The sequence below is a fragment of the Streptomyces sp. NPDC059002 genome, from assembly GCF_042740435.1.
Taxonomy (GTDB): Bacteria; Actinomycetota; Actinomycetes; order Streptomycetales; family Streptomycetaceae; genus Streptomyces.
Genome location: NZ_JBHYJI010000023.1, coordinates 109,610 through 129,634, shown reverse-complemented (window position 1 = coordinate 129,634; position 20,025 = coordinate 109,610). Strand labels below are relative to the sequence as shown.

Here is a 20,025-nt window from a genome sequence, read left to right as displayed (position 1 = left end):
TGTAATCCGGCAACCGCGCCGCCACAAACCGACGCAACTCAGCCGCCGACGCACCGGCAAGGGTGTTCACATCGCCGATGCCGCCCGCACCGTCGTCACTGACGGCGCCTTCGCCGTCGTGCACCACGTAGGCGACGAGTCGTCGTCCTCCTGTGGGGGTTTCGCGGCTGATGACCAGGGCCTCACTGATCCCGGGATACAGCTCGCACACCGCCTCGACCTCGGCCGGCTCGATACGGAAGCCCCGCACCTTCACCTGACCGTCCCCGCGCCCCACACACTCCAGCTCCCCGCGCGCATTCCACCGCGCCAGATCACCCGTGCGGTACATGCGCTCGCCCGCAGGCCCGAACGGACTGGCCACGAACCGCTCCGCCGTCAACCCCGCACGCCCGAAATACCCACGCCCCAAGCAGGCGCCCACCACATACAGCTCACCGATCACACCCTGCGGCACCGGAGCCAGCCCCGCCCCCAGCACATAGGCACGCATGTTCCCCAACGGAACACCGATCGGCGCCACCTCCCCCTCCGCCAACTCCCGCCCGGCGGGCAGCGAAAACGTGGTGGCGTAGAAACTCTCGCTCTGCCCATAGCAGTTGACCACCTGCACCCCCGGCAGCGCCTGGCGGACCTGGCGCACCAGCCGGGCAGGCAGCACATCCCCCGCAAAGACCACCGACCGCACCTGCGGCGCCCGCTCCAGCTGACCCACCAGCTCCCCCAGCACCGAGGGAACCCCACTGATCACCTGACCGTCCCAGCCACCCCGCTCACCCAACGCCAGCACATTAGGCACCAGTTCGGCCGTGCCGCCCGTCGACAGCGTGGTCAGCAGCTCGAACACCGACACATCGAAATTCACCGACGTGCCCGCCAGCATCCGCCACCCCGGCGCCGCATCCAGCACCCCCACCAACTCCCGCACGCCATTGACGACACCGCGGTGAGTGATCGACGCACCCTTCGGCGCACCCGTCGACCCCGACGTGTACATCACATACGCCAAGTTGTCCGGGGCCAGCGGAGCGGTCCGGGCCGCGTCGTCCAACGCCCCCCGGGGCGCCTGCCACTGGGCGCGGTGGTCGACGTTGACGATCGAGATGTCGTTGTCCGGCATCTCCTGCCACGTCCCGGTGTCCGTGACGGCGAACCGCGGGGCCGCCTCCGCCAGCACACTCTCCGCCCGCCCGCTCAGATACTGCGGGTCCAACGGCACATACGCCGCACCGGACTTGAGAATCCCCAGCAGACCCGCCACCAGCTCCTCGCTACGCGGCAGCGCAAGCACCACCAGGTCCTCCGGACCCGCACCACGCCGCACCAACTCCCACGCCACAGCATTCGCCCGGTCATCCAGCTCCCGGTAGGTGAGCGACCGGTCCTCGCACACCAACGCCGGAGCATCCGGCGTCCTGGCCACCTGCTCCTCGAACAGCTCAGGCACCGTCAGCGGCCCGGACGCCGCTGTCGCCGTGTCGTTGAAGTCAAGGAGCAGCCGGTCGCGTTCGGCCGCATCGAGGACGTCGATGCCGCCGATCCTGCGCTCCGAGTCGGCCGTGAGCCGGGTCAGGACGCGGATGAACCGGTCGGCCAAGTCTTCGACGGTGGACCTGTCGAACAGATCGGTGGCGTACTCGAGGCGGCAGCCCGCCCCACCCGTGTCGTTGGGCAGCAGGTCGAAGAACAGGTCGAACTTGGCCGTCCTGGTCTCCAGCTTCTGGGCCTGGACGTCGAGGCCGGGGAACTCCATCTCCGGGACCGGCGGTTGCCAGGAGAGCATCACCTGGAAGAACGGGTGGTACGCGGTCGACCGGTCGGGGTTGAGCAACTCCACCAGCCGCTCGAACGGCATGTCCTGATGGTCGTACGCACCAAGAGACCGCCCCCGCACCCGCTGCAGCACCTGACGGAACGTCGGGTTCCCGGAGAGATCGACCCGCAGCACCCACGTGTTCACGAAGAACCCGATCAGATCCCGCAGTTCGTCATCCGTACGGCCCGCGATCGGCGCACCGATCGGTACGTCGTCACCGCACCCGAGGTGATGCAGAAGCACCGCAAGCGCCGAGTGCATCACCATCGACACCGTGGTGTCCTCTTGCGCGGCCAGCTTCTCCACGGAGCGGAGCAGGTCGGGGTCGATGGTGAAGCGGACCATGTCGCCGTCGCGGGTCACCGTCTTGCGGCGCGGCCGGTCGGTGGGCAGGGCGAGGGGCTGGGCGAGATCGGCCAAGGTCTCGCGCCAGTAGGCCAGTTGCCGGGCCGCGAGGCTCTCCGGGTCGGACTCGTCGCCGAGCACGTCGCGCTGCCACAGCGTGTAGTCCGCGTACTGCACCGGAAGCGGCTCCCACGCCGGGGCCCCGCCCTTCGAGCGCGCCTCGTAGGCCGCGAGGAGATCGCGGAAAAGCGGTCCGAAGGACTCGCCGTCCACCGCGATGTGGTGCATCACCAGGACCAGCGTGTGCTCGTTGGCACCGCGCCGCACCAGCCGGGCGCGGATCGGCACATCGGTCGCCAGGTCGAAGGTGCCGACGGCGAACTCGTCGACGGCCGCCGCCCGTTCGGCCTCGTCGGCGACGTCCACGATCGGCAGGGCGAACGGCCGCTCACCGGAGGACAGCACCTGCTGGTGCGGGACACCGTCGTCGTCCTCGACGATCACCGTCCGCAGCACCTCGTGCCGGTCGATGACATCGCGCAGCGCCGACTCCAGCGCCGCCACGCTCAACTCACCGGTCAGCCGCAGGGAAAACGCGCCGTTGTAGGTCGGCGACGGGCCTTCGAACCGGTCCACGAACCAGAGTCGACGCTGTGCGAACGACAACGGGATCATTGTGTCTCCAAATCGGCAGGTCTACCGGTGAGCAATCCGCCGGGTCAGCTCTGATCGAGCACTGTCAAAAGTTCGTCGTTGTAGAAGTCGTCGAAGGAGATCGCGCCCGACACCGTCGAGAAGTAGCGGTCGACGAGGCTCTGGTGACCGGCCAGCTTCCGCATCATTTCCGCCTGCCGGTCGGGCTTGAGCTCGGCCACGTTCAGCGCGCCCTGGTAGAAGCTGTAGAACGTGTCGTCCAGGTCGCGCTCGTAGCGCTTCAGCGCCACCGTGAGCGCGGTGTCGTCGTGCAGCCCCTGCCCGATGTGGTCGGTGAGCGACTGGGCCTGGATGAAGGCGTCGGTGATGCCGCGGGCGGTGATGGAGTCCTTGTGGTGCACCGCGTCGCCGAGCAGCACCCAGCCGGGCCCCGAGGCCTTGCGGAAGTAGTTCTCCTGGTGCCCGGTGCCGTAGAGCTGCTCGACGCGCCGGCCCGCCATCATCCGCTCGTACAGCTCGGGGGCGGTCGTGCGGCACGACGCGAGGTAGTGGGACTCCACGTCGGTGCGGACGTCGGCGAACTCGCTCTGCGGGAAGTACGTCATGATCAGCGTGAGGCCGTCGTTCGTGGGCGCGAGCGCGATCCAGCGCCCCGGCCGCTCGTACAGCTCGAAGTGCGCGGGAACGTCCGCCCAGTAGCTGTAGTAGGTGCAGGTCATGCGGGGGTGCTCGATGGTCTTGGGCGCACCGACCTTGCGGGCCACCAGCGACCGCATGCCGTCCGCGCCGACGACGAGGCGTGCCCGCTCCTCCGCCTCGGTGCCGCCGGGCGTCGTGTAGCGCACGCCGACGACCCGGTCGTCCTCGAAGATCAGGTCGGTGACCGCGCAGGACTCCTGGAAGTCCACACCGGACGCCACGGCGCCGCCCGCCAGGATCGGGTCGAGCACGAACCGCCTGGGCGCGTACGTGGTGCGGTGGCCGTCGACCGGAAGCGAGAAGCCCTCCAGGCGGACACCGGGGCCTTCGTAGCTCTGGTGGTCGATCGGCCGGCTGCCCGCGGCGCGGATCTCGTCGAGCAGCCCCCACCGGTCGAGCAGTGCCACGCCCGGCTGGTGGATGTAGTGCGAGGACAACGTGTCCTGCGGGAATCGTGCCTTCTCCAGGAGCAGGACCCGGTATCCCTGCCGAGCGAACAGCATGGCTGCCGGCGAACCCGCACAACGGGCACCTATGACAATGACGTCGTACATGGCGTCTCTCTCAGCAGGGTGGTTTGTGGATTCCGACGCGGCCGCGGCCGGAATGGTCGTGCAGGGGGAATGCGCTTTCGGCGCGGCGGACACTATGGGGTCGCCGCACCCAGGGATTCGATGTACTCGGAAATCGATGCCACGGTCGGGTTGAGGAACATCTGGTCCATCGGGACCTCGATGCCCAGCTCCTCGATGAATGCGCCCTGGATCCTGGCCATGATCAGAGACTGGCCGCCCAGGGCGAAGAAGTCCTCGTCGAGCGCTATGTCTTCGCGCTGGAGTTCCCGGCACCAGATGGTGCGCACCCGTTCGGCAATCATCACAGTCCTCTCGGTTACCAGCAAGGTCCGTCGGCCGTTCCGCCGACCATTCCGGCGACTTATTCCGGCGCGCCGCTCGTCGTCGCGTACCGGTTCCTGAATTCGTCGAGCAGCGCCGCGCGGTCGACTTTCCCGTGCGGGCTCAACGGCAGCCGCGGGACGGTGACGAAACGGGCGGGGACCATATTGCGCGGCAGCGTCTCCAGGAGACGGGCGCGTACGTCGCTGTCGTCGGTCCCGTCGCCCACGGGGACGAGGAAGGCGATCAGCTCGGCCTCGCCCGAGCCGCCGTACTCGACGGCCACGGCCGCTTCCCGGACCCCGGCCAGCCTGCCGAGCACCCGCTCGATGTCGGTGGGGTCGATGCGCATGCCCCGCACCTTCACCTGCGCGTCCATCCGCCCGACGACGACGAGTTCACCGGCGTCGGTCACCGTGCCGCGGTCGCCCGTGCGGTACAGCCTGAGCGGCGCGCCGTCGACGTCGATCGTCGTGAACCGCTCGGATTCGGGGCCCGTGCCGCCCAGATAGCCCGCGCCGACACCGGCCCCCGCGATGCAGATCTCGCCGTACTCCCCCGCCCCGACACCGCGCAGCCGCTCGTCGAGGAGGTGGATGTCGGTGTTGTACGCAGGGCGTCCGACGGGGGCGATCTCCTGGTCGCCCGGCCGGTGGGCGGCCAGGTCGTAGGAGGTGGCGACGTCGGTGCACTCGGCGACGCCGTACTGGTGCAGGAGGGTGCAGGTGTTTCCGGCGCGCCGCGCCCAGGCCTCGATCCGCTCGAACTTGAGCGGCTCCCCGCCGAACAGGACGTAGTCGAGGCCGGCGAGCGCCGAACCGCCGCGCGCCGTCTCCCAGTCCACCAGCAGATACAGCGTGCTCGACGCGCAGTGCACCACGCGTATCCCGTGCTCGGTCAGCATGCGGTAGGCCATCGCACCGTCGAAGTTCCGGCTCGCCATGAGGTGTTGGGTGGCGCCGCAGAACAGCGGCATCATCAGGCTGCGCTGGGACAGGTCGAACCCGAACGCGCTGACCACCAGGTTGTGCGAGCCGGGGTGCAGGCTGTATTCGAGCGCCAGCCAGTTGAGCAGGTTGTACCAGCCCTCGTGCCGCACCGCCGTCAGCTTCGGCGTCCCGGTCGAGCCGGAGGTGAAGACGGCGTAGCACACGTCGTCCCCGGTGACCGGGACGTCGGGGCCGGTCACCGGCAGATCGGCGAGGCGCCCCGACTGCTCCGCGAGGTCGAGGACCTCCACGGTCGCCGACTCGACCAGGGCGGCCGTCGCCGGGGAGGCCACGACCAGGACGAGCCCCGGGATCCTCCCCAGCAACAGCCGCAGCCTGGCTGCCGGATACGACGGATCGAGCGGTACGTAGGCCGCGCCCGCCTTCAGCGTGCCGAGGATCGCCACGACCATGTCGACCGAGTAGTCCAGGCAGATGCCGACCTTCGCGCCGGGTCCCGCGCCCCGCGCGACGAGGAGGTGCGCGAACCGGTTCGCCCGCGCGTCCAGCTCCGCGTACGTCACCCGCTGCCCCGCGCACACCACGGCGACGGCGTCGGGGGTGGTCCCCGCGTGCGCCTCGAACCGCCGGTGGACGACGGGCACCGCGGGCAGGGGAACCCGCTTTCCCTCAAGGATCATCAACTGACTCCGATACGACAGGTGTCCGGACGGGAGTTCACTGCGCGGCCATGGCCTCCCGCAGGCTCTTCGGGCGCAGGTCGGTCCAGTTCTGCTCCACGTACTCCAGGCACTCGGCCCTGGCCGCCTCGCCGAAGACCGTCCGCCAGCCCGCGGGCACCTCGGCGAAAACCGGCCACAGGGAGTGCTGCTCCTCGTCGTTGACCACGACGTAAAAGCGGCCGTCCTCATCATCGAAGGGGTTCGTGCTCACTGCCACCGTCCTTAAAGGTCACTGGGTGACTTGGAATGGGAAATCTTCAGGGCCGGGCCGGGCACAGGTTTGCCGAATCCGTGTCGTCCTGTCGACCGGACACTCGCTATCCGCAGCCACCCTGGAATGCAGCCCCACCGTAGGACCCGGTCGCCGACGCCACAAGTAATGGGCGGTGGCCCGCAATTGGGCTCCTTGTCCTGTTCAACGGGACAGCGGCCGCGGCCGGGCAGGGGAAGTCGGCACCTCGTTCATAGCGTATGTTCCGCCGCCGAGAAGCAGCAGGGGAATTAGGCCCGAAGCGCCCGCACATTCAACAGGATCCGCCTGTGGGCGACCCTTGCGTACTGATTCAATCCATTGCTCTCGGTTCGGGCGCGCAAGTGCGCGCGGCCGCGCGACGCACGGTCGGCGCCGGGGCGACTGCGGGCCGACCGATCGAGCCGTTCGCCCACTCGCCCGCCCACTCACTCGCTCGTCCCGGTCGGCGACGCGGCACTCGACTCATAAGCACCTTGCCCCCAACTACTCATACACCTATAGGAGTTCATCCCGCGCCATGGAACGGGTCGTACCGGTCGCCCGCGCCGTACGGCCGCCCCGGCGCCCCGTACGGCCGGAACCGCTGCGGCACATCCGGCTCGTACGGCTCGTGGAGATTCGACGATGGTGCGTTACGCGCCAACAGTTTCAGCCGGGTCGGCGGAAAACCGACGAGGTGGCGGGCCCGGTGCTGGTCATTCCGGCTGCCACGGCGGCCCCCGCACGGCGCGGGCGACCGACGGGCTCGCACGCCGCGGCTTCGGGGGAACGTTTCGGACTCTGCAAAGTCTGGCTCGATGACGCCAAGACCTTGCACTCAACATCGGCGCCGAGATCTACTCGGAAGCGTGCCAGTTGGCCGCCCCCCACCATCCCGATGAACCAAACCGACCCGGTTCATTGCGGACGTGCCACATTGCACCCGGGGTGGTGGCAATGCGATTCGGCATGTCTGTGCACAACGGGGTGAATGCTTTCTCTACTGACCGGGGGAGCCAGCCACCGCGAAGTCGCTCGCTTGATACGCGCGTTGACACGGAGGCATCATGAGGAATCAAGTCGAAGACCGCAGAGACTCCAAAGCGCTGCCATTCGGCAGAACTCCCGAGCCTGCGTCAAGAACCCGGAGTACCAATGGGGCGGAGGCGCGGCGTGACCAGGTACTCACCACGAACGTGGGGCTGCATTTACCTGCCGGACTTGCCTTCGAGGACTGGGAGCGGGCCGGACGCCAGCTCTCCGGACTGCTCAATTCGTCGTCCTGGTGGCTGGGCGACTGGCTCATATACGGCAAGGACCACTATGCCGACCGCTATGAGCGCGGTATTCGCGCGGCCGGGCTGCAGTACCAGACACTGCGCAACTACGCCTGGATCTCCCGGCGGTTCGAGCTGCACCGGCGGCGGCCCGCGCTGAGCTTCCAGCACCACGCCGAGCTGGCGTCCCTGCCCGTCGACGAGCAGGACGTCTGGCTCGACCGCACCGAGCAGATGAAGTGGACCACCAAGCAGCTCCGCAACGCCCTCCGGGCCCAGCGGCAGGGCTCCCAGCAGGCCGTGGACGCCGAGGCGACGCGTCGGCTCGCGGTGCCCGACAACCGCCTGCAGTGGTGGCACAAGGCCGCGGCGCAGGCCGGCACCGAGCTGGCCGAGTGGGTGACGGCCACGCTCGACGCCGCCGCCGAGCAGGTGTTGCAGGAGACCGAGCGGCGGGTTTCCCTGGAGCGACCCGCGTAACCCTTGAATTCACTCCGAAAGGCCGTCGCAGTCGACTCCACGGCATCCCGTGTTTGCTCTGTCGACTAATGTTTCACTCACCGTCCCCCCGTTGTCCGGCCGACAGGACAACGGGGGGACTTCGGATTCCGCCGCAGAACAAGGTGGAAGACTGGCCGTGCCCGCCGAGAGCAGCCTACCCCGGTGACAGGGAACACGTCTCAATAATCGCTTGCCGCGCAGATTCGCGTATGGCATCGACGGATTCGCGTATGGCGGCGGCACCGCGTTCCATGCACCAATGGGTTCTGTCGATTCGCGCTGCGGCCCACAAGGCGGCGGCGGGCGAACATGACGGCCACCAACTACAGTTGAGCTAGGGAAGGGGACCGAGTGCGGCAGAGCAGTAACGCCGGTGGATCCGCGAAGAAGCGGACCGCACGGCCGCGGCACTACCTCATGTGCGAGCCGACGTTCTTTGACGTCTCTTATTCCATAAACCCGTGGATGGACCCCTCACGCCCCACTTCCACGGAACGTGGACTCTCCCAGTGGAAAACACTGCACGACCTGCTGGTCGAGCTGGGGCACAAGGTCGAGCTGGTCGAGCCCGTCGCCGGTCTGCCCGACATGGTGTACTCCGCCAACGGCGCGACGGTGGTGGACGGCCGGGCCCTGGTCGCCCGCTTCCGTTACGAGCAGCGCATGGAGGAGTCACCGGCGTATCTGGAGTGGTTCCGGCTGCACGGCTGGGACGCCGAGCAGGCCGCTCTGGTCAACGAGGGCGAGGGCGACTTCCTGTGCACGGGGGACGTCATCCTGGCGGGCTCGGGATTCCGCAGCGAGCCCAAGTCCCATGACGAGGTACAGGAGTTCTTCGGCAGGGAGGTGATCGGTCTGACGCTGGTCGACGACAGGTACTACCACCTCGACACCGCTCTCGCCGTGCTCGACGACGACGAGATCATGTACAACCCCGAGGCGTTCTCGCCGCAGAGCAGGGCGCTGCTCGAGGAGCGGTTCCCCGACGCCCTCCTGGCGGACGCGGCCGACGCCGCGGTGTTCGGCATGAACGCGGTGTCCGACGGCCGGCACGTGATCATTCCCGAGCAGGCGGAGCGACTGCCGCACCAGCTCAGGGAGCGCGGCTTCGAGCCCATCGGCATCGACATGACCGAACTGCTCAAGGGCGGCGGAAGCGCCAAGTGCTGCACCTTGGAACTGCGCGCGCGGGCCTGAGAAGAGGCCTGGGAAGAGGGCCTGAGGAGCACCGAGGAGAGGCCCCGGGAAGAGGCCTCGCCACGGGCCCGCGGAGGCGCTCGTACCCCCTCACGGAATACCGCCGTGAGGGGGGTGCGCGGCGCCTCCGCGGGCTGTCTCCGGCCCGCGCGGACGCCGGGCTCCGCCGCATCACCCGTATCGCTTCGTCACTGCTCCCCCACCCGTTAAGAAACAGCTAAGACCACGCACCAGATGTCGCATCCTGGAAGTGGCGCTGCTTATGATCATTTGCTTGCAACGCTCAGTGGCTACGGGGGAGTTATTGCGAGATGGATGCTGCATGTACGGCCTGGGACCGGGCCTCGTCGACTTCAAGTGACACTCCACTCGCCGGCAATTCAGAGGCCGCTCTGGATGCCTTCAGCAGAACGATCTTCCAGAGCTTGCGTCGGGCGGATCAACGCAAGTGGGCACACGCCTATCTGGCCGGACTGCTCGCCACTCCGGGCAAGAAGTCGGTGCGCAGACTCGCCGGTGCGATCTCCTCCGACCCCTCCGTCATCCACTCCCTGCGCCAGTTCATCAGCCTGAGCCCGTGGGACGCCGACGTGGTCATGGGAGAGCTCACCCGCTGGGTGGCGGATCACCGGCCCGAGCCCGTCTGGACCATCAGCCGGGCCATCCTGCCCAAGAGCGGCGACCGGTCGGTGGGCGTCCACCGCTACTTCGACCCGACATCGGGCCGCACCCTCAACTGTCAGCTGGCATTGGGGTCTTTCCTGCGCGTGGGCACCGCTCAGGTGCCCGTCGACTGGAGCCTGCACCTGTCGCCGTCCTGGACCGAGGACCGCGAGCGGCGCAGGGACGCGCGTATACCGGACTCCGAGGAGCATCTGCCGCTGTGGGCGCACGCGCTCCGGCTCGTGGACCGGCTGTCCTCCCGTACGGAGTCGTCGTCCGCTCTCGTCCTTGCCGACATGAGCGACGAGCCCGACGTGGAACACCTCCTGAACGGACTCAACAGACGCCGCCAGGACTTCGTCGTCGCGGTGCCGCCGCACCTTCCGGTGCTTCCCGTCGGCGACGGCACGCCGGGCACCACCGAACCCGTCGGCGCCAAGTCCCTTGTCAGCACGCAGAATCCGGAACTCACCGTCGTCACCCTGCCCGACGGACGACAGCGCCGCGCCCGGATCAGGACGTCGCTCGTTCATCTGCCGGGCTGCGGTCTCGGCCGCTGCCCGGGTCCGCTCTACCGGGTCTTCACCGAGGTGGACGCCGACCGCAATCCGGTGCCGATGTGGCTCACCGGCCGCATCCACAGCAGCCTCGCCCAACTCGCCTCGCTCACCGCCCTGAACGCCGAGACGCAGGCCGTGATCGGCTCCCTCAAAAGGGACTTCGGGCTCCTCGACTTCGAAGGGCGCTCGTACCCCGGCTGGTACCACCACATGACGCTGGTCTCCGCCGCGTGCGCCTACTGGTGCCTGAACGGACTGACAACGGTGTCGCCGTCCTTCGAAGGTCACGACGACAGGGCCCAGCGGGTGCCGTAGCGAAGAACCCGCCGATGGTGCCATGGGGTGCCATTCCAGGGGGAGTTGGCGCCGCACAGTATCCGCACGAGTCGGCGTGGGCTCCCCCGGAAGAACCATCGCCCCGTGTACCCTGTGGTGATGGATCGTCACATGGAGTTTCGACCTTCCTGGCACGGGCATCCCAAGGTGGCACCATTCAGACACCTTGCGGCACCGGGGAGTTGCATCCCGCAGCAGAGGGTGCCTCCCCCGGCGATTCCCTCCCGGCCAGTGCAGGAAAGACGGACGCGTACGGGACGCGCTGTCCACAACCACGCACCGGCGACCCCGGGGCGGTACGCGCACCCCCGCGGCGAAGGTGGATCTGTGCCGTTACCGGCCGCGGTCTCGACCAGACCGGCAGCCGAAGACCTCCCGGAGGCGGCCGGCCATGCCGACGTTCGACACTCCCGCACCTGTCTGTGTAGTGCTCAGCCTGGCGTTCGGCCAGGTCCGCGTCGTCGCGAGTGACCGCGCCGAGACGAGCGTCGAGGTGTATCCGCGCGACCGGTACGACCAGGCCGACATGCAGGCCGCCGAGCATCTGCACGTGGACTGCACCGACGGACGACTGGTCGTCGACGCGGCGGAGCCGTGCGGGAACGACGGCGCGGTCATCGTGATCATCCATGTGCCGACCGGATCGAGCCTGCGCGGCCAGGGCATGGCCGCGGACTTCCTCGGCGTGGGCGAGCTGGGCGCGTGCCAACTGCGCACGGGCATGGGGCACATCAGACTCGACCGGACCGGCAGTCTGCAGCTGACCGCCTCCCTGGGCACCGTCACGGTCGGCCACGCGACCGGCACCGTCGAGGCCACGGCGGACCGCGGCGACACCCATCTGGGGCAGGTCGAGGGCACGGTCACGGTCCACGCGAAGGGCGAGGGCGACATCACCGTGCGGGAAGCGCACGGCGCCGCCCGGCTGCACGCCGAGAAGGGGGACGTCCGGGTCAGCCGGGCGCACTCCTGCGTGGACGCCCGGACGAGCCACGGCGACATCCACGTCGGCGAGGTGGCGCGGGAATCGCTTGTCGCCGCCACCACGTTCGGCAGCATCCGGATCGGTGTGGCCAGGACCAGCGGCGCCCGGCTGTTCCTCGAATCCACCGCGGGCACCTGCTACACCTCACTCTCGCTCCTGGAAGCGTGCGAGCAGGCCGACGAGATCGTCCACATCCAGGCCCGCACCGGGATCGGCGACATCGTGGCGGAACATTCGGGCGCCGCCACGGAATGACGTGGACGGCGGCGCTCAAGTGCCGCCGGAATCCTGCTGGTTGATCCCTGTCCGTCTCGTCGACAGGACATGCGCCGGGGATGCGCCCGGCGCCGCGGCGAGCAGGTCCGCCCGCGATCCGCGGGCGGACCTGCCGGGCCCGAATCAATTCGGCTGGATTTCCCTTTCGATATCCAGCCCTGAACTCGCGGCGGATGAACCACAGTTGCCGCGTGACCTTCCCCCATGATGTGCTTGACCAGCCGTCTCGCGAACGTCAGAACAGATTCGCCGGCCACTTCTCATATGACGCCCGATGTTCCATTCGGCCTTATTCACGGCCGGTGAATCCGGTCCTGTCTTCCGCCACACAACCACGCAGCCAAGGGGGAACCATGCTGGTGCCGAAATTGTACGAGCCGTCCTCGCAGGAACAGATCAGAGCGGTGGTGAGCGGATATCCGCTCGCACTCCTGGTGACCAACGGCCCGCAGGTCCCCTTCGCCACCAACCTGCCCGTCGTCACGGCCGACGACTCCAACGACGCCGACCTGGTCGGCAGGACCCTGTTCGGCCACATGAACCGGACGAACGCGCACTGGTCGGCGCTCACCGACGGCATGGCGGGCAAGCTCGTCTTCAACGGGCCTGGGGCGTACGTCAGTCCCGTCGCGTACGAGACCAGTCCCGCCGCACCGACCTGGGACTTCGTCACGGTCCATCTGTACGGGCGGATACAGCCCCTCCCCGCGGGCGAGGACACGCTCGCCGTGGTCCGCCGCACCGCGGCCATGCTGGAGGACGAGTTCGGCCGGGGCTGGGACCAGACGGATTCGGTGGAGTACTTCCGTTCCATCGTGGCCGGAGTCGGCGCCTTCGAGTTCGTCGTGGCCAAGGCGGAAGCGATGTTCAAGCTGAGCCAGGAGAAGAGCCCCGAGATCCAGCAGCGGCTCATCGACAGGTTCGCCGACCGTGCGGGGCCGCACCGCGCGCTCGGCTGCACCATGCGCGACTTCGGCCTGGGCACCGCCGAGAACAACTGAGTCGTCGCCGGGAACACACGCGCGGGGTGCGGGGCCGCTGGTCGGCCCCGCACCCCGTCTTCGTGTTCGTCTTCTTTGTCTTCGTCTTCGCACGCGCAGTGCTTCGCACGCGCAGTGCCCATCAACCCGCCGAGAGCGGGCTGATGGGCACTGGTGCGACGCGTTCGTCCCGGCGGCCGGGTCAGGATCCCTGGGTCGCCGCCATCGCCTCGCGCAGGCTCTTGGGCCGCAGGTCCGTCCAGTTGTTCTCGACGTACTCCAGGGCGGCGGCGCGGTCGGCCTCCCCGAAGACGACCTTCCAGCCGTCGGGCACGTCGGCGAAGGCGGGCCAGAGCGAGTGCTGGTCCTCGTCGTTGACCAGCACGTAGAACTGGCCGTTCTCGTCGTCGAAGGGGTTGGTGCTCATGGTCGATTCCTTTCGGCGGGGTCAGCTCGTGCGGACGGGGGCGGCGGTGAGTCCGTCCGCGATCGATCGGGCGATCTCCCCGCTGCGGACGGCGATGTTCGACAGCAACGAGGACGACAGGCCGTGCGTGTGCTCCGTGCCGCCCTGGATGTAGATCCCGCAGCGCAGGTGCGGTGTCGTGGTGAGCCGGTAGTCGCGCTCCACGCGGTACCGCCCCTGCTCGTCACGGACGCAGTACTTCTCCAGGCCGCCCAGCGCGCCCGCCGGGTCCATGGGCTCGTAGCCGGTGGCGCAGACGACGGCGTCGACGTCGATGTCCGTGACCTGGTCGGTGGCCATCGAGTGCACCGTGACGCGGGTGTCGTCGGCGACGCGCTTCACGCCGGTGACCCGGGAGAGCCGCATGAACCTGATGCGTTCCTGTCCCCGCACCTCGTCGCCGTAGACGCGCTGGTAGAGGTCGCGGATGACCTCGTCGTCCACCACCGAGTAGTTGGTGTTCTTGTGGTACTGCCAGAGCACGTCCTTCGAGTCGTCCATGCCGTAGTAGTAGTCGTCCACCGCGGCCGGGTCGAAGACCTGGTTGGCGAACGGGGTGTTGTCGGCGATGGGGTACCCGTAGGCCGGCAGGACGGCCGTGACGGTCGCGTCGGGGACGGAGTCGTAGAGGAAGCGGACGATCTCCGCGGCGCTCTGTCCCGTGCCGACCACGGCGATCCGCTTCAGGCCGCGCTTGTCCCAGCCGCGGAACCGCTCCAGGAACTCCGAGCTGTGGCAGACGCGTTCGTCGCGCTCGACGCCGATCGGCATCTTCGGGACGAGGCCGGTCGAGATGACCACGTTGCGCGCGGACACGTAGGCGGGCGTGCCGTGCACCGGGTCGGTCCCGGTCCTGATCCGGACGTGCTCGGCCGGGCGGTCCGTGTCGGCCTCGTGCGGCAGGGTGACCTCGGTGACCTGGGAGTCGTACTGGACCCGGTGCGAGAAACGCGAGGCCACCCACTCCAGGTAGTCGTGGAACTCCCTGCGGGTGGGAAAGAAGTCGTGATTGTTGATGAATTGGGGCAAGCGGCCCCGCTCGTGCAGATACGAGACGAAGCTGTACGGCGAAGTGGGGTTGCGGAACGTCACCAGGTCCTTCACGAACGAGACCTGCATCTTCGCGGCGGGAAGCAGCATGTTCCTGTGCCATGAGAACGAGGAATTCCGCTCGAAGAACGCCGCCGCAGGCGGCTCACCAGTTTCGTCCGATCGCAGTTCGTCCAGAGCGATGGCGAGAGACAGGTTGGATGGCCCGAATCCTATGCCCACCACGTCGTAGATCGGGGATCCCTCTTTATCCATGCTTATCTCCATGGCTAGTGCCCAAGATTGCGGTTGATGACTTCGCAGACCTCGACCTGCATGCGCAGGGGGCAGGAGCGCCCCGGACGGCCATCTTCACGACAGGCGGCGTCAATATATCGACCCACCGCTAATTGCTGAACAGCAAGCCGACCATCGACCGGAAGCGCGTACGTCAGGCCCTCCCCCACCTGGATTGGCGGCACCGGTGTCCTGTGGACAGGACAGCGATCGGGCCGCTTCGTGAAGAAGGGACGGTCACGACGCAGAGCATAAGACAAATTGTCGGCGCCGGTGCCCGTCCGGTACGGTCGAATCCCGATCGCCGGGACATGCGATTGTCCTGCCATTTCCACCCTCCAGAAAAACCAATCACGATGCCGTCGTGGTCAACAATCACGATGCCGTCGTGGTCAATCCGGCAACCGGCAGAGAGGAGGCGTCGTGACGGTCGAGGTATCGGGCGCGAACGATCTTTTCAGCGACCGTTATATGCAGGATCCCTACCGTGTGTTCGCCGAGCTTCGCGGGGTGGGTCCGATACACCGCGCGCATATTCCGAGCGGCATTCCGGTCTGGGTCGTCACGGGCCGTGCGGAGGTGTCCGCCGCGCTCGCCGACACCCGGCTGAGCAAGGACTCGGCCCGGCTGCGGGCCGTCATCGACCGCGCGATGGCGGCGCGGCTCGACGGGTCGCAGGTGGCCGAGACGGTCGCCACCGACATGCTCAACAGCGATCCGCCGGAGCACACCAGGCTGCGGAAGCTGGTGGTCAGGGGGTTCAGCGCGCGCCGCGTCGAACGGCTGCGGCCCCTCGTCGAGGAGCTCACCGACGAGTTGCTCGACGCCATGGCCGCGCGGGCCGCGGGCGGGACGGTCGACTTCGTCGACGCCTTCGCCTTCTCGCTGCCGATCACCGTCATCTGCGAACTGCTCGGCATCCCCCGAGCCGACCGGCGCTCGTTCCGCGCCTGGTCCACCGTCATCGTGGGCGCCTCGTCCCGGGACGAACTGCGCAGGGCCACCACGGCCATGGGCGGCTATCTCGTCCAGATGATGGCGGCCAAGCGGTCGGCGCCCGCCGACGATCTGCTCTCCGATCTGGTCGAGGCGAGCGACGCCGGTGACCGGCTGAGTCCGCTGGAGCTGGTCTCGATGGCCAGCCTCCTGCTGATCGCCGGGCACGAGACGACGGTGAACCTGCTCGGCAGCTCGCTGCTCGCGCTGCTCCAGCACCCGGACCAGTTCGCGAAGCTGCGGGCGCGGCCGGAGCTCATCGACGCGACGGTGGAGGAGGTGCTGCGGTACAACTCCCCCGCGCCCGTCACCACTTGGCGGTACGCGAAGGAGCCGATGACGGTCGGCGACGCCCGGATCGCGGCGAACGACATCGTGCTGCTTGCCCTGGGCGCGGCGAACCACGACGGGCACATCCCCGACCCGGACGCCTTCGACATCGAACGGCAGAACACCGGCCACCTCAGCTTCGGCCACGGCATCCATTTCTGCGTGGGTGCCGCCCTGGCCCGGATGGAGGCGCAGGTCGCGCTCGGCCGACTGGTCGAGCGCTTCCCCGGCATCGCGCTCGCGGTCCCCGCCGACGCGCTGCGCTGGCGCCCGAGCGTGGTCATGCACGGTCTCGCGGCCCTGCCCGTGCGCCTCGGGCCGCGGGACGCGGGGCCGCGACAACCCACGACGCGCGCCGTACCGGACTCCGGTGCGGCCGAGACAGAGGCGAGGCAGAGATGAACGAGGGGCACAGGGACCAGGTCAAGGAGCTCGTCTGCGAACTCCTTGAGCTGGATCAGTCCGAGGTCACGGACACCAGCAGGTTCGTCGACGAGCACGAGGCCGACTCGATGATGCTGATCGAGATCCTCGCCGGGCTCGAGAAGCGCTTCAACGTGGTGATCGACCAGTCCGACGTGCCGCGCATGGTCAACATGCGGGGCGTGTACGAGGTACTCGAGGCGACGCCCGGCTGGTAGCCGTCGGCCTACTGAGGGGAGCACCCATGGCAACGCAAGGGGTGGTGGACCGTTCGCACGCCGGGCGGCGGCGGGTGGTCGTCACCGGCGTCGGCGTGCTGTCCAGCATCGGCATCGGGGCCACGGACTTCGCCGACGCGCTCCGGGAGGGGCGCAGCGGGGTCCGGCCGATCAGCGTGTTCGACACCGAGGGTTTCGACCACGACAACGGATGCGAGGTCGTCGGCTTCTCCCCGGAGAAGTGGATCCACAACCTCGACGTCGACCAGCTCGGCAAGGCCACCCAGTTCTCGGTCGCGGCCGCCCGGATGGCCGTCGAGGACGCGGGACTCGACGTACAGGAGGTGCGGGACGAACCCGTCCTCGTCTCCGTGGGCACCACGGACGGCGAGGCGTACGACCTGGACCGGCTCGTGGCGACCGAGATCGAGCACGGGCCCGAGGCGTTCGACCCCGTCGCGGTGCGGCGGGTGCCCGCGGTCCGGCTGTCCACCGCCGTGGCCCAGGAGCTCGGGCTGCGCCAGGCGGAGGCGTTCACCATCGCCACCGCGTGCTCGGCGGGCAACTACGCGATCGGCACCGGGCTCGACGCGATCCGCTCGGGCGAGGTGGACCTGGCGCTGTGCGGCGGCGCGGATGCCATGTGCCGCAAGACGTTCGCCGGTTTCTACCGGTTGGGCACCATCGCGCCGGACCGCTGCCGGCCGTTCGACGTCGACCGCAAGGGGATCCTCACCGGCGAGGGCGCCGGTCTCCTGGTCCTGGAGGAGCTGGGTTCGGCGCTGCGCCGCGGCGCCAGGATCTATGCCGAGATCCTCGGGTGCGGGCTGAGCTGCGACGCCTTCCACCCGGTCGCGCCGAACCAGTCGGGCGTCGCCCGGTGCATCGATCTCGCGCTGCGCGACGCCGGTGTCACGCCCGACCAGGTCGACCTGATCTCGGCCCATGGCACGGGCACGAAGCAGAACGACGTCACCGAGACCATGGCCATCCGCGAGGTGTACGGCGAACGGCCGCCCCGCACCGTGTCGTTGAAGTCGATGCTGGGTCACTCCATGGGCGCGGCCAGCGCCCTGGCGGCCATCGGGTGCGCGCTCGCGATCACCAAGGGGTTCATCCCGCCCACCATCAACCACGGCCGGACCGACCCGGAGTGCGCGATCGACTGCGTGCCCAACGAGTCGGTCGAGGCGGATCTGCGGATCGTGCAGAACAACGGAATGGCCTTCGGCGGCAACAACGCCGTGGTGGTCCTCGGCAGGTACCAGTAAGGAATCGTCGTATGGGCATCGTCATCACGGAGTGGGACGCCGTGTCCCCGTTCGGTACGGGCAGGGACGCCTTCACCGAGGGCCTCTGGTCCGGTGCGAGACCGTCCACCGCGCCGGATCCCGCACCGGATCCCGCGCGCGGTCCCGCACCGGACCCGCGCGCCTGCCTGGTGCCCGGCTTCTCGCCGAAGCAGGCGCTCGGCGCCAAGGGGACCCGGGCCATGGACCGGGTCACGGCGCTGGCCGCGGTCGCCGTCGGGCGGCTGCTCGAAGGGGCCGGGGCCGATCCGGCGCCGGACGCCCCCGAGCAGACCGGACTCGTGCTGGGCACGGCCAACGGCAGCCTGCAGAGCATGACCGACTTCACCCGCGACTCGCTGGAAGGGGCGCGGCCGTTCTACGTCGACCCGGGGCGCATGCCGAACACGGTGATGAACTGCGCCGCCGGGCAGAGCGCGATCCGGTACGGGCTGCGGGGCCCCAACGCCACGGTCGCGGGCGGCCGTGCCGCGGGGCTGCTCGCCATGAGCTACCAGCGGCGGCTGCTGTCCCGGGGCAGGGCGCGGCGGGTGGTGTGCGGCGCCGCCGAGGAGTATTCGGTGGCCCGCTCCTGGCTGGAGCACCACGCCCGTCCCGAGGGCACCGAGCCGGTGCTGCTCGGCGAGGGGTGCGCGGTGGTGCTCGGCGACGGCGCGCCGGCCGGTCCCGCGCTCGCCGAACTGCTCGCGGTGCGCAGCCAGGTCTACCTCGGCGACGATCCGTCCGAGGCGGTGCGCCAGGTCGTGCTCCGCACCCTGGCCGCGGCGGGGGTCGCGCCCGGCGAGGTCTGGGCGGTGTCGCCGAGCCGGCCGCCGGGGCCCGCGGGCGACCGCGAAGAGGCGTCCCTCGCGGGGCTGTTCGACCCGGCGGCGCTCGACCGGCTGCCGCCGCTGCCGTTCGGCGACACCGGGGCCGCGTCCGCCGCCTTCCAGCTCGTGTCGGTGCTCAGCGCGCTCGACCGGCTGCCCGCGGCCGCGGGCGGGGCCGCCGTCGTCAGCTCCGTCGACCGCGAAGGCACCGTTGCCTGCGCCGTGCTGCGCCTGGGCGAGCCGCGTTCGGCGGCCCGCCGTTCACGGGACTGACGTCCACGAGACCGAGGGGAACAGATGGCTGACGACAGCCGCGGGGTGGCGCTGGTCAGCGGCGGCTCCCGTGGGATCGGCCGCGCCACCGTGCTGCGGCTGGCCCAGGAGGGCTTCGACACGAGTTTCTGCTACCGCTCCGACGAGTCGGCGGCGCGTGAAGTCGTGGACCTGGCGACCGAGTCGGGGGTGCGCTGCCTGGCCGTACGGGCCGATGTGGCCGACGGGGAGTCGGTGCGGGCCTGGATCGCCCGGACCGAGGCGGAGCTGGGGCCCGTCGAGGTGGCGGTGACCTGTGCGGGGGTGACCCGGGACCAGCCGCTCGCGATGATGACCGACGAGCAGTGGAACGGTGTCATCGAGACCAATCTGACCGGGGTGTTCGAGGTCTGCAGGGCCGCCGTGTTCGCCATGATGAAGCGGCGCCGTGGCACGGTCGTCACGCTGTCCTCGGTCGCCGGGGTGCACGGCAACCCCTCGCAGACGAACTACTCCGCGTCCAAGGCCGGGATCATCGGGTTCTCCAAGGCGCTGGCCAAGGAGGTCGGCCGGTTCGGGATCCGGGTGAACACGGTCGCGCCGGGACTCATCGACACGGACATGATCCAGTCGATGCCGGAGCGCGCGCGGAAGAAGCTGCTCACCGCGGTGCCGTTGGGCCGGTTCGGCCGTGCCGACGAGGTCGCCGACCTCATCGCGTACCTCGCCTCCGACCGTGCCGCGTACGTCACGGCGTCCGTCTTCGAGATCCACGGCGGAATCACCCTCTGAGCGCAACGCAAGGG

The 20,025-nt window shown here is 69.0% G+C and carries 17 protein-coding genes; 10 read left to right on the top strand and 7 right to left on the bottom strand.

Annotated features, from left to right (window positions below; genetic code table 11):
• The 5 genes from ACFWZ2_RS21965 to ACFWZ2_RS21945 all read right to left on the bottom strand — a co-directional run.
• The coding region (locus ACFWZ2_RS21965; protein WP_384548098.1) for an amino acid adenylation domain-containing protein at window positions 1-2,836 on the bottom strand (2,836 nt) is incomplete at its 3' end.
• Window positions 2,837-2,880: 44 nt separating this feature from the next.
• Entirely contained in the window at window positions 2,881-4,068 is a 1,188-nt protein-coding gene (locus ACFWZ2_RS21960; protein WP_384548096.1) for an NAD(P)/FAD-dependent oxidoreductase, read from the bottom strand.
• 92 nt (window positions 4,069-4,160) lie between these two features.
• Complete coding sequence (locus ACFWZ2_RS21955) at window positions 4,161-4,391, bottom strand: phosphopantetheine-binding protein (protein ID WP_384548109.1); 231 nt, start codon at window positions 4,389-4,391, stop codon at window positions 4,161-4,163.
• Window positions 4,392-4,450: 59 nt separating this feature from the next.
• Entirely contained in the window at window positions 4,451-6,040 is a 1,590-nt protein-coding gene (locus ACFWZ2_RS21950) for an amino acid adenylation domain-containing protein (RefSeq protein WP_384548094.1), read from the bottom strand.
• 37 nt (window positions 6,041-6,077) lie between these two features.
• Window positions 6,078-6,293, bottom strand: a complete 216-nt coding sequence (locus ACFWZ2_RS21945; protein WP_384548092.1) for an MbtH family protein — start codon at window positions 6,291-6,293, stop codon at window positions 6,078-6,080.
• Between the two features lie 1,217 nt (window positions 6,294-7,510).
• On the opposite strand from ACFWZ2_RS21945, the gene ACFWZ2_RS21940 reads away from it, so the two are divergent.
• The 5 genes from ACFWZ2_RS21940 (at window position 7,511) to ACFWZ2_RS21920 (ending at window position 13,110) form a co-directional block, all read left to right on the top strand.
• A complete protein-coding gene (locus ACFWZ2_RS21940; RefSeq protein ID WP_384548090.1) occupies window positions 7,511-8,071 on the top strand; it encodes an LmbU family transcriptional regulator in 561 nt (186 codons plus the stop codon).
• 372 nt (window positions 8,072-8,443) lie between these two features.
• On the top strand, window positions 8,444-9,289 hold the full coding sequence (ddaH, locus tag ACFWZ2_RS21935; RefSeq protein WP_384548088.1) for a dimethylargininase: 846 nt from the start codon (window positions 8,444-8,446) through the stop codon (window positions 9,287-9,289).
• 425 nt (window positions 9,290-9,714) lie between these two features.
• Complete coding sequence (locus ACFWZ2_RS21930; protein ID WP_384548086.1) at window positions 9,715-10,827, top strand: IS701 family transposase; 1,113 nt, start codon at window positions 9,715-9,717, stop codon at window positions 10,825-10,827.
• A 412-nt stretch (window positions 10,828-11,239) separates the two neighbouring features.
• Window positions 11,240-12,088: a DUF4097 family beta strand repeat-containing protein gene (locus tag ACFWZ2_RS21925; RefSeq protein ID WP_384548084.1), complete on the top strand. Its 849-nt coding sequence runs from the start codon at window positions 11,240-11,242 to the stop codon at window positions 12,086-12,088.
• A 374-nt stretch (window positions 12,089-12,462) separates the two neighbouring features.
• Window positions 12,463-13,110 carry an FMN-binding negative transcriptional regulator gene (locus tag ACFWZ2_RS21920; protein WP_384548082.1) on the top strand — a complete coding sequence of 216 codons (648 nt, stop codon included), beginning with the start codon at window positions 12,463-12,465 and terminating at the stop codon, window positions 13,108-13,110.
• A gap of 181 nt (window positions 13,111-13,291) precedes the next feature.
• On the opposite strand, the gene ACFWZ2_RS21915 is transcribed toward ACFWZ2_RS21920, so the two are convergent.
• Together ACFWZ2_RS21915 and ACFWZ2_RS21910 are read right to left on the bottom strand one after the other, a co-directional pair.
• Window positions 13,292-13,516: an MbtH family protein gene (locus ACFWZ2_RS21915; RefSeq protein WP_384548080.1), complete on the bottom strand. Its 225-nt coding sequence runs from the start codon at window positions 13,514-13,516 to the stop codon at window positions 13,292-13,294.
• A gap of 21 nt (window positions 13,517-13,537) precedes the next feature.
• On the bottom strand, window positions 13,538-14,860 hold the full coding sequence (locus tag ACFWZ2_RS21910) for a lysine N(6)-hydroxylase/L-ornithine N(5)-oxygenase family protein (protein WP_384548078.1): 1,323 nt from the start codon (window positions 14,858-14,860) through the stop codon (window positions 13,538-13,540).
• Window positions 14,861-15,304: 444 nt separating this feature from the next.
• On the opposite strand from ACFWZ2_RS21910, the gene ACFWZ2_RS21905 reads away from it, so the two are divergent.
• From ACFWZ2_RS21905 to fabG, 5 genes are read left to right on the top strand one after another with little or no spacing between them, the layout of a single operon-like run.
• Window positions 15,305-16,609 carry a cytochrome P450 gene (locus ACFWZ2_RS21905; RefSeq protein ID WP_384548076.1) on the top strand — a complete coding sequence of 435 codons (1,305 nt, stop codon included), beginning with the start codon at window positions 15,305-15,307 and terminating at the stop codon, window positions 16,607-16,609.
• A complete protein-coding gene (locus tag ACFWZ2_RS21900) occupies window positions 16,606-16,848 on the top strand; it encodes an acyl carrier protein (protein ID WP_384548074.1) in 243 nt (80 codons plus the stop codon). The genes ACFWZ2_RS21905 and ACFWZ2_RS21900 overlap by 4 nt, the downstream gene beginning before the upstream one ends.
• Before the next feature lie 26 nt (window positions 16,849-16,874).
• On the top strand, window positions 16,875-18,119 hold the full coding sequence (locus ACFWZ2_RS21895) for a beta-ketoacyl-[acyl-carrier-protein] synthase family protein (RefSeq protein WP_384548072.1): 1,245 nt from the start codon (window positions 16,875-16,877) through the stop codon (window positions 18,117-18,119).
• Window positions 18,120-18,130: 11 nt separating this feature from the next.
• Window positions 18,131-19,240 carry a beta-ketoacyl synthase N-terminal-like domain-containing protein gene (locus ACFWZ2_RS21890; protein ID WP_384548070.1) on the top strand — a complete coding sequence of 370 codons (1,110 nt, stop codon included), beginning with the start codon at window positions 18,131-18,133 and terminating at the stop codon, window positions 19,238-19,240.
• 24 nt (window positions 19,241-19,264) lie between these two features.
• A complete protein-coding gene (gene fabG / locus ACFWZ2_RS21885; protein ID WP_384548068.1) occupies window positions 19,265-20,011 on the top strand; it encodes a 3-oxoacyl-ACP reductase FabG in 747 nt (248 codons plus the stop codon).
• Window positions 20,012-20,025 lie beyond the last annotated feature (14 nt).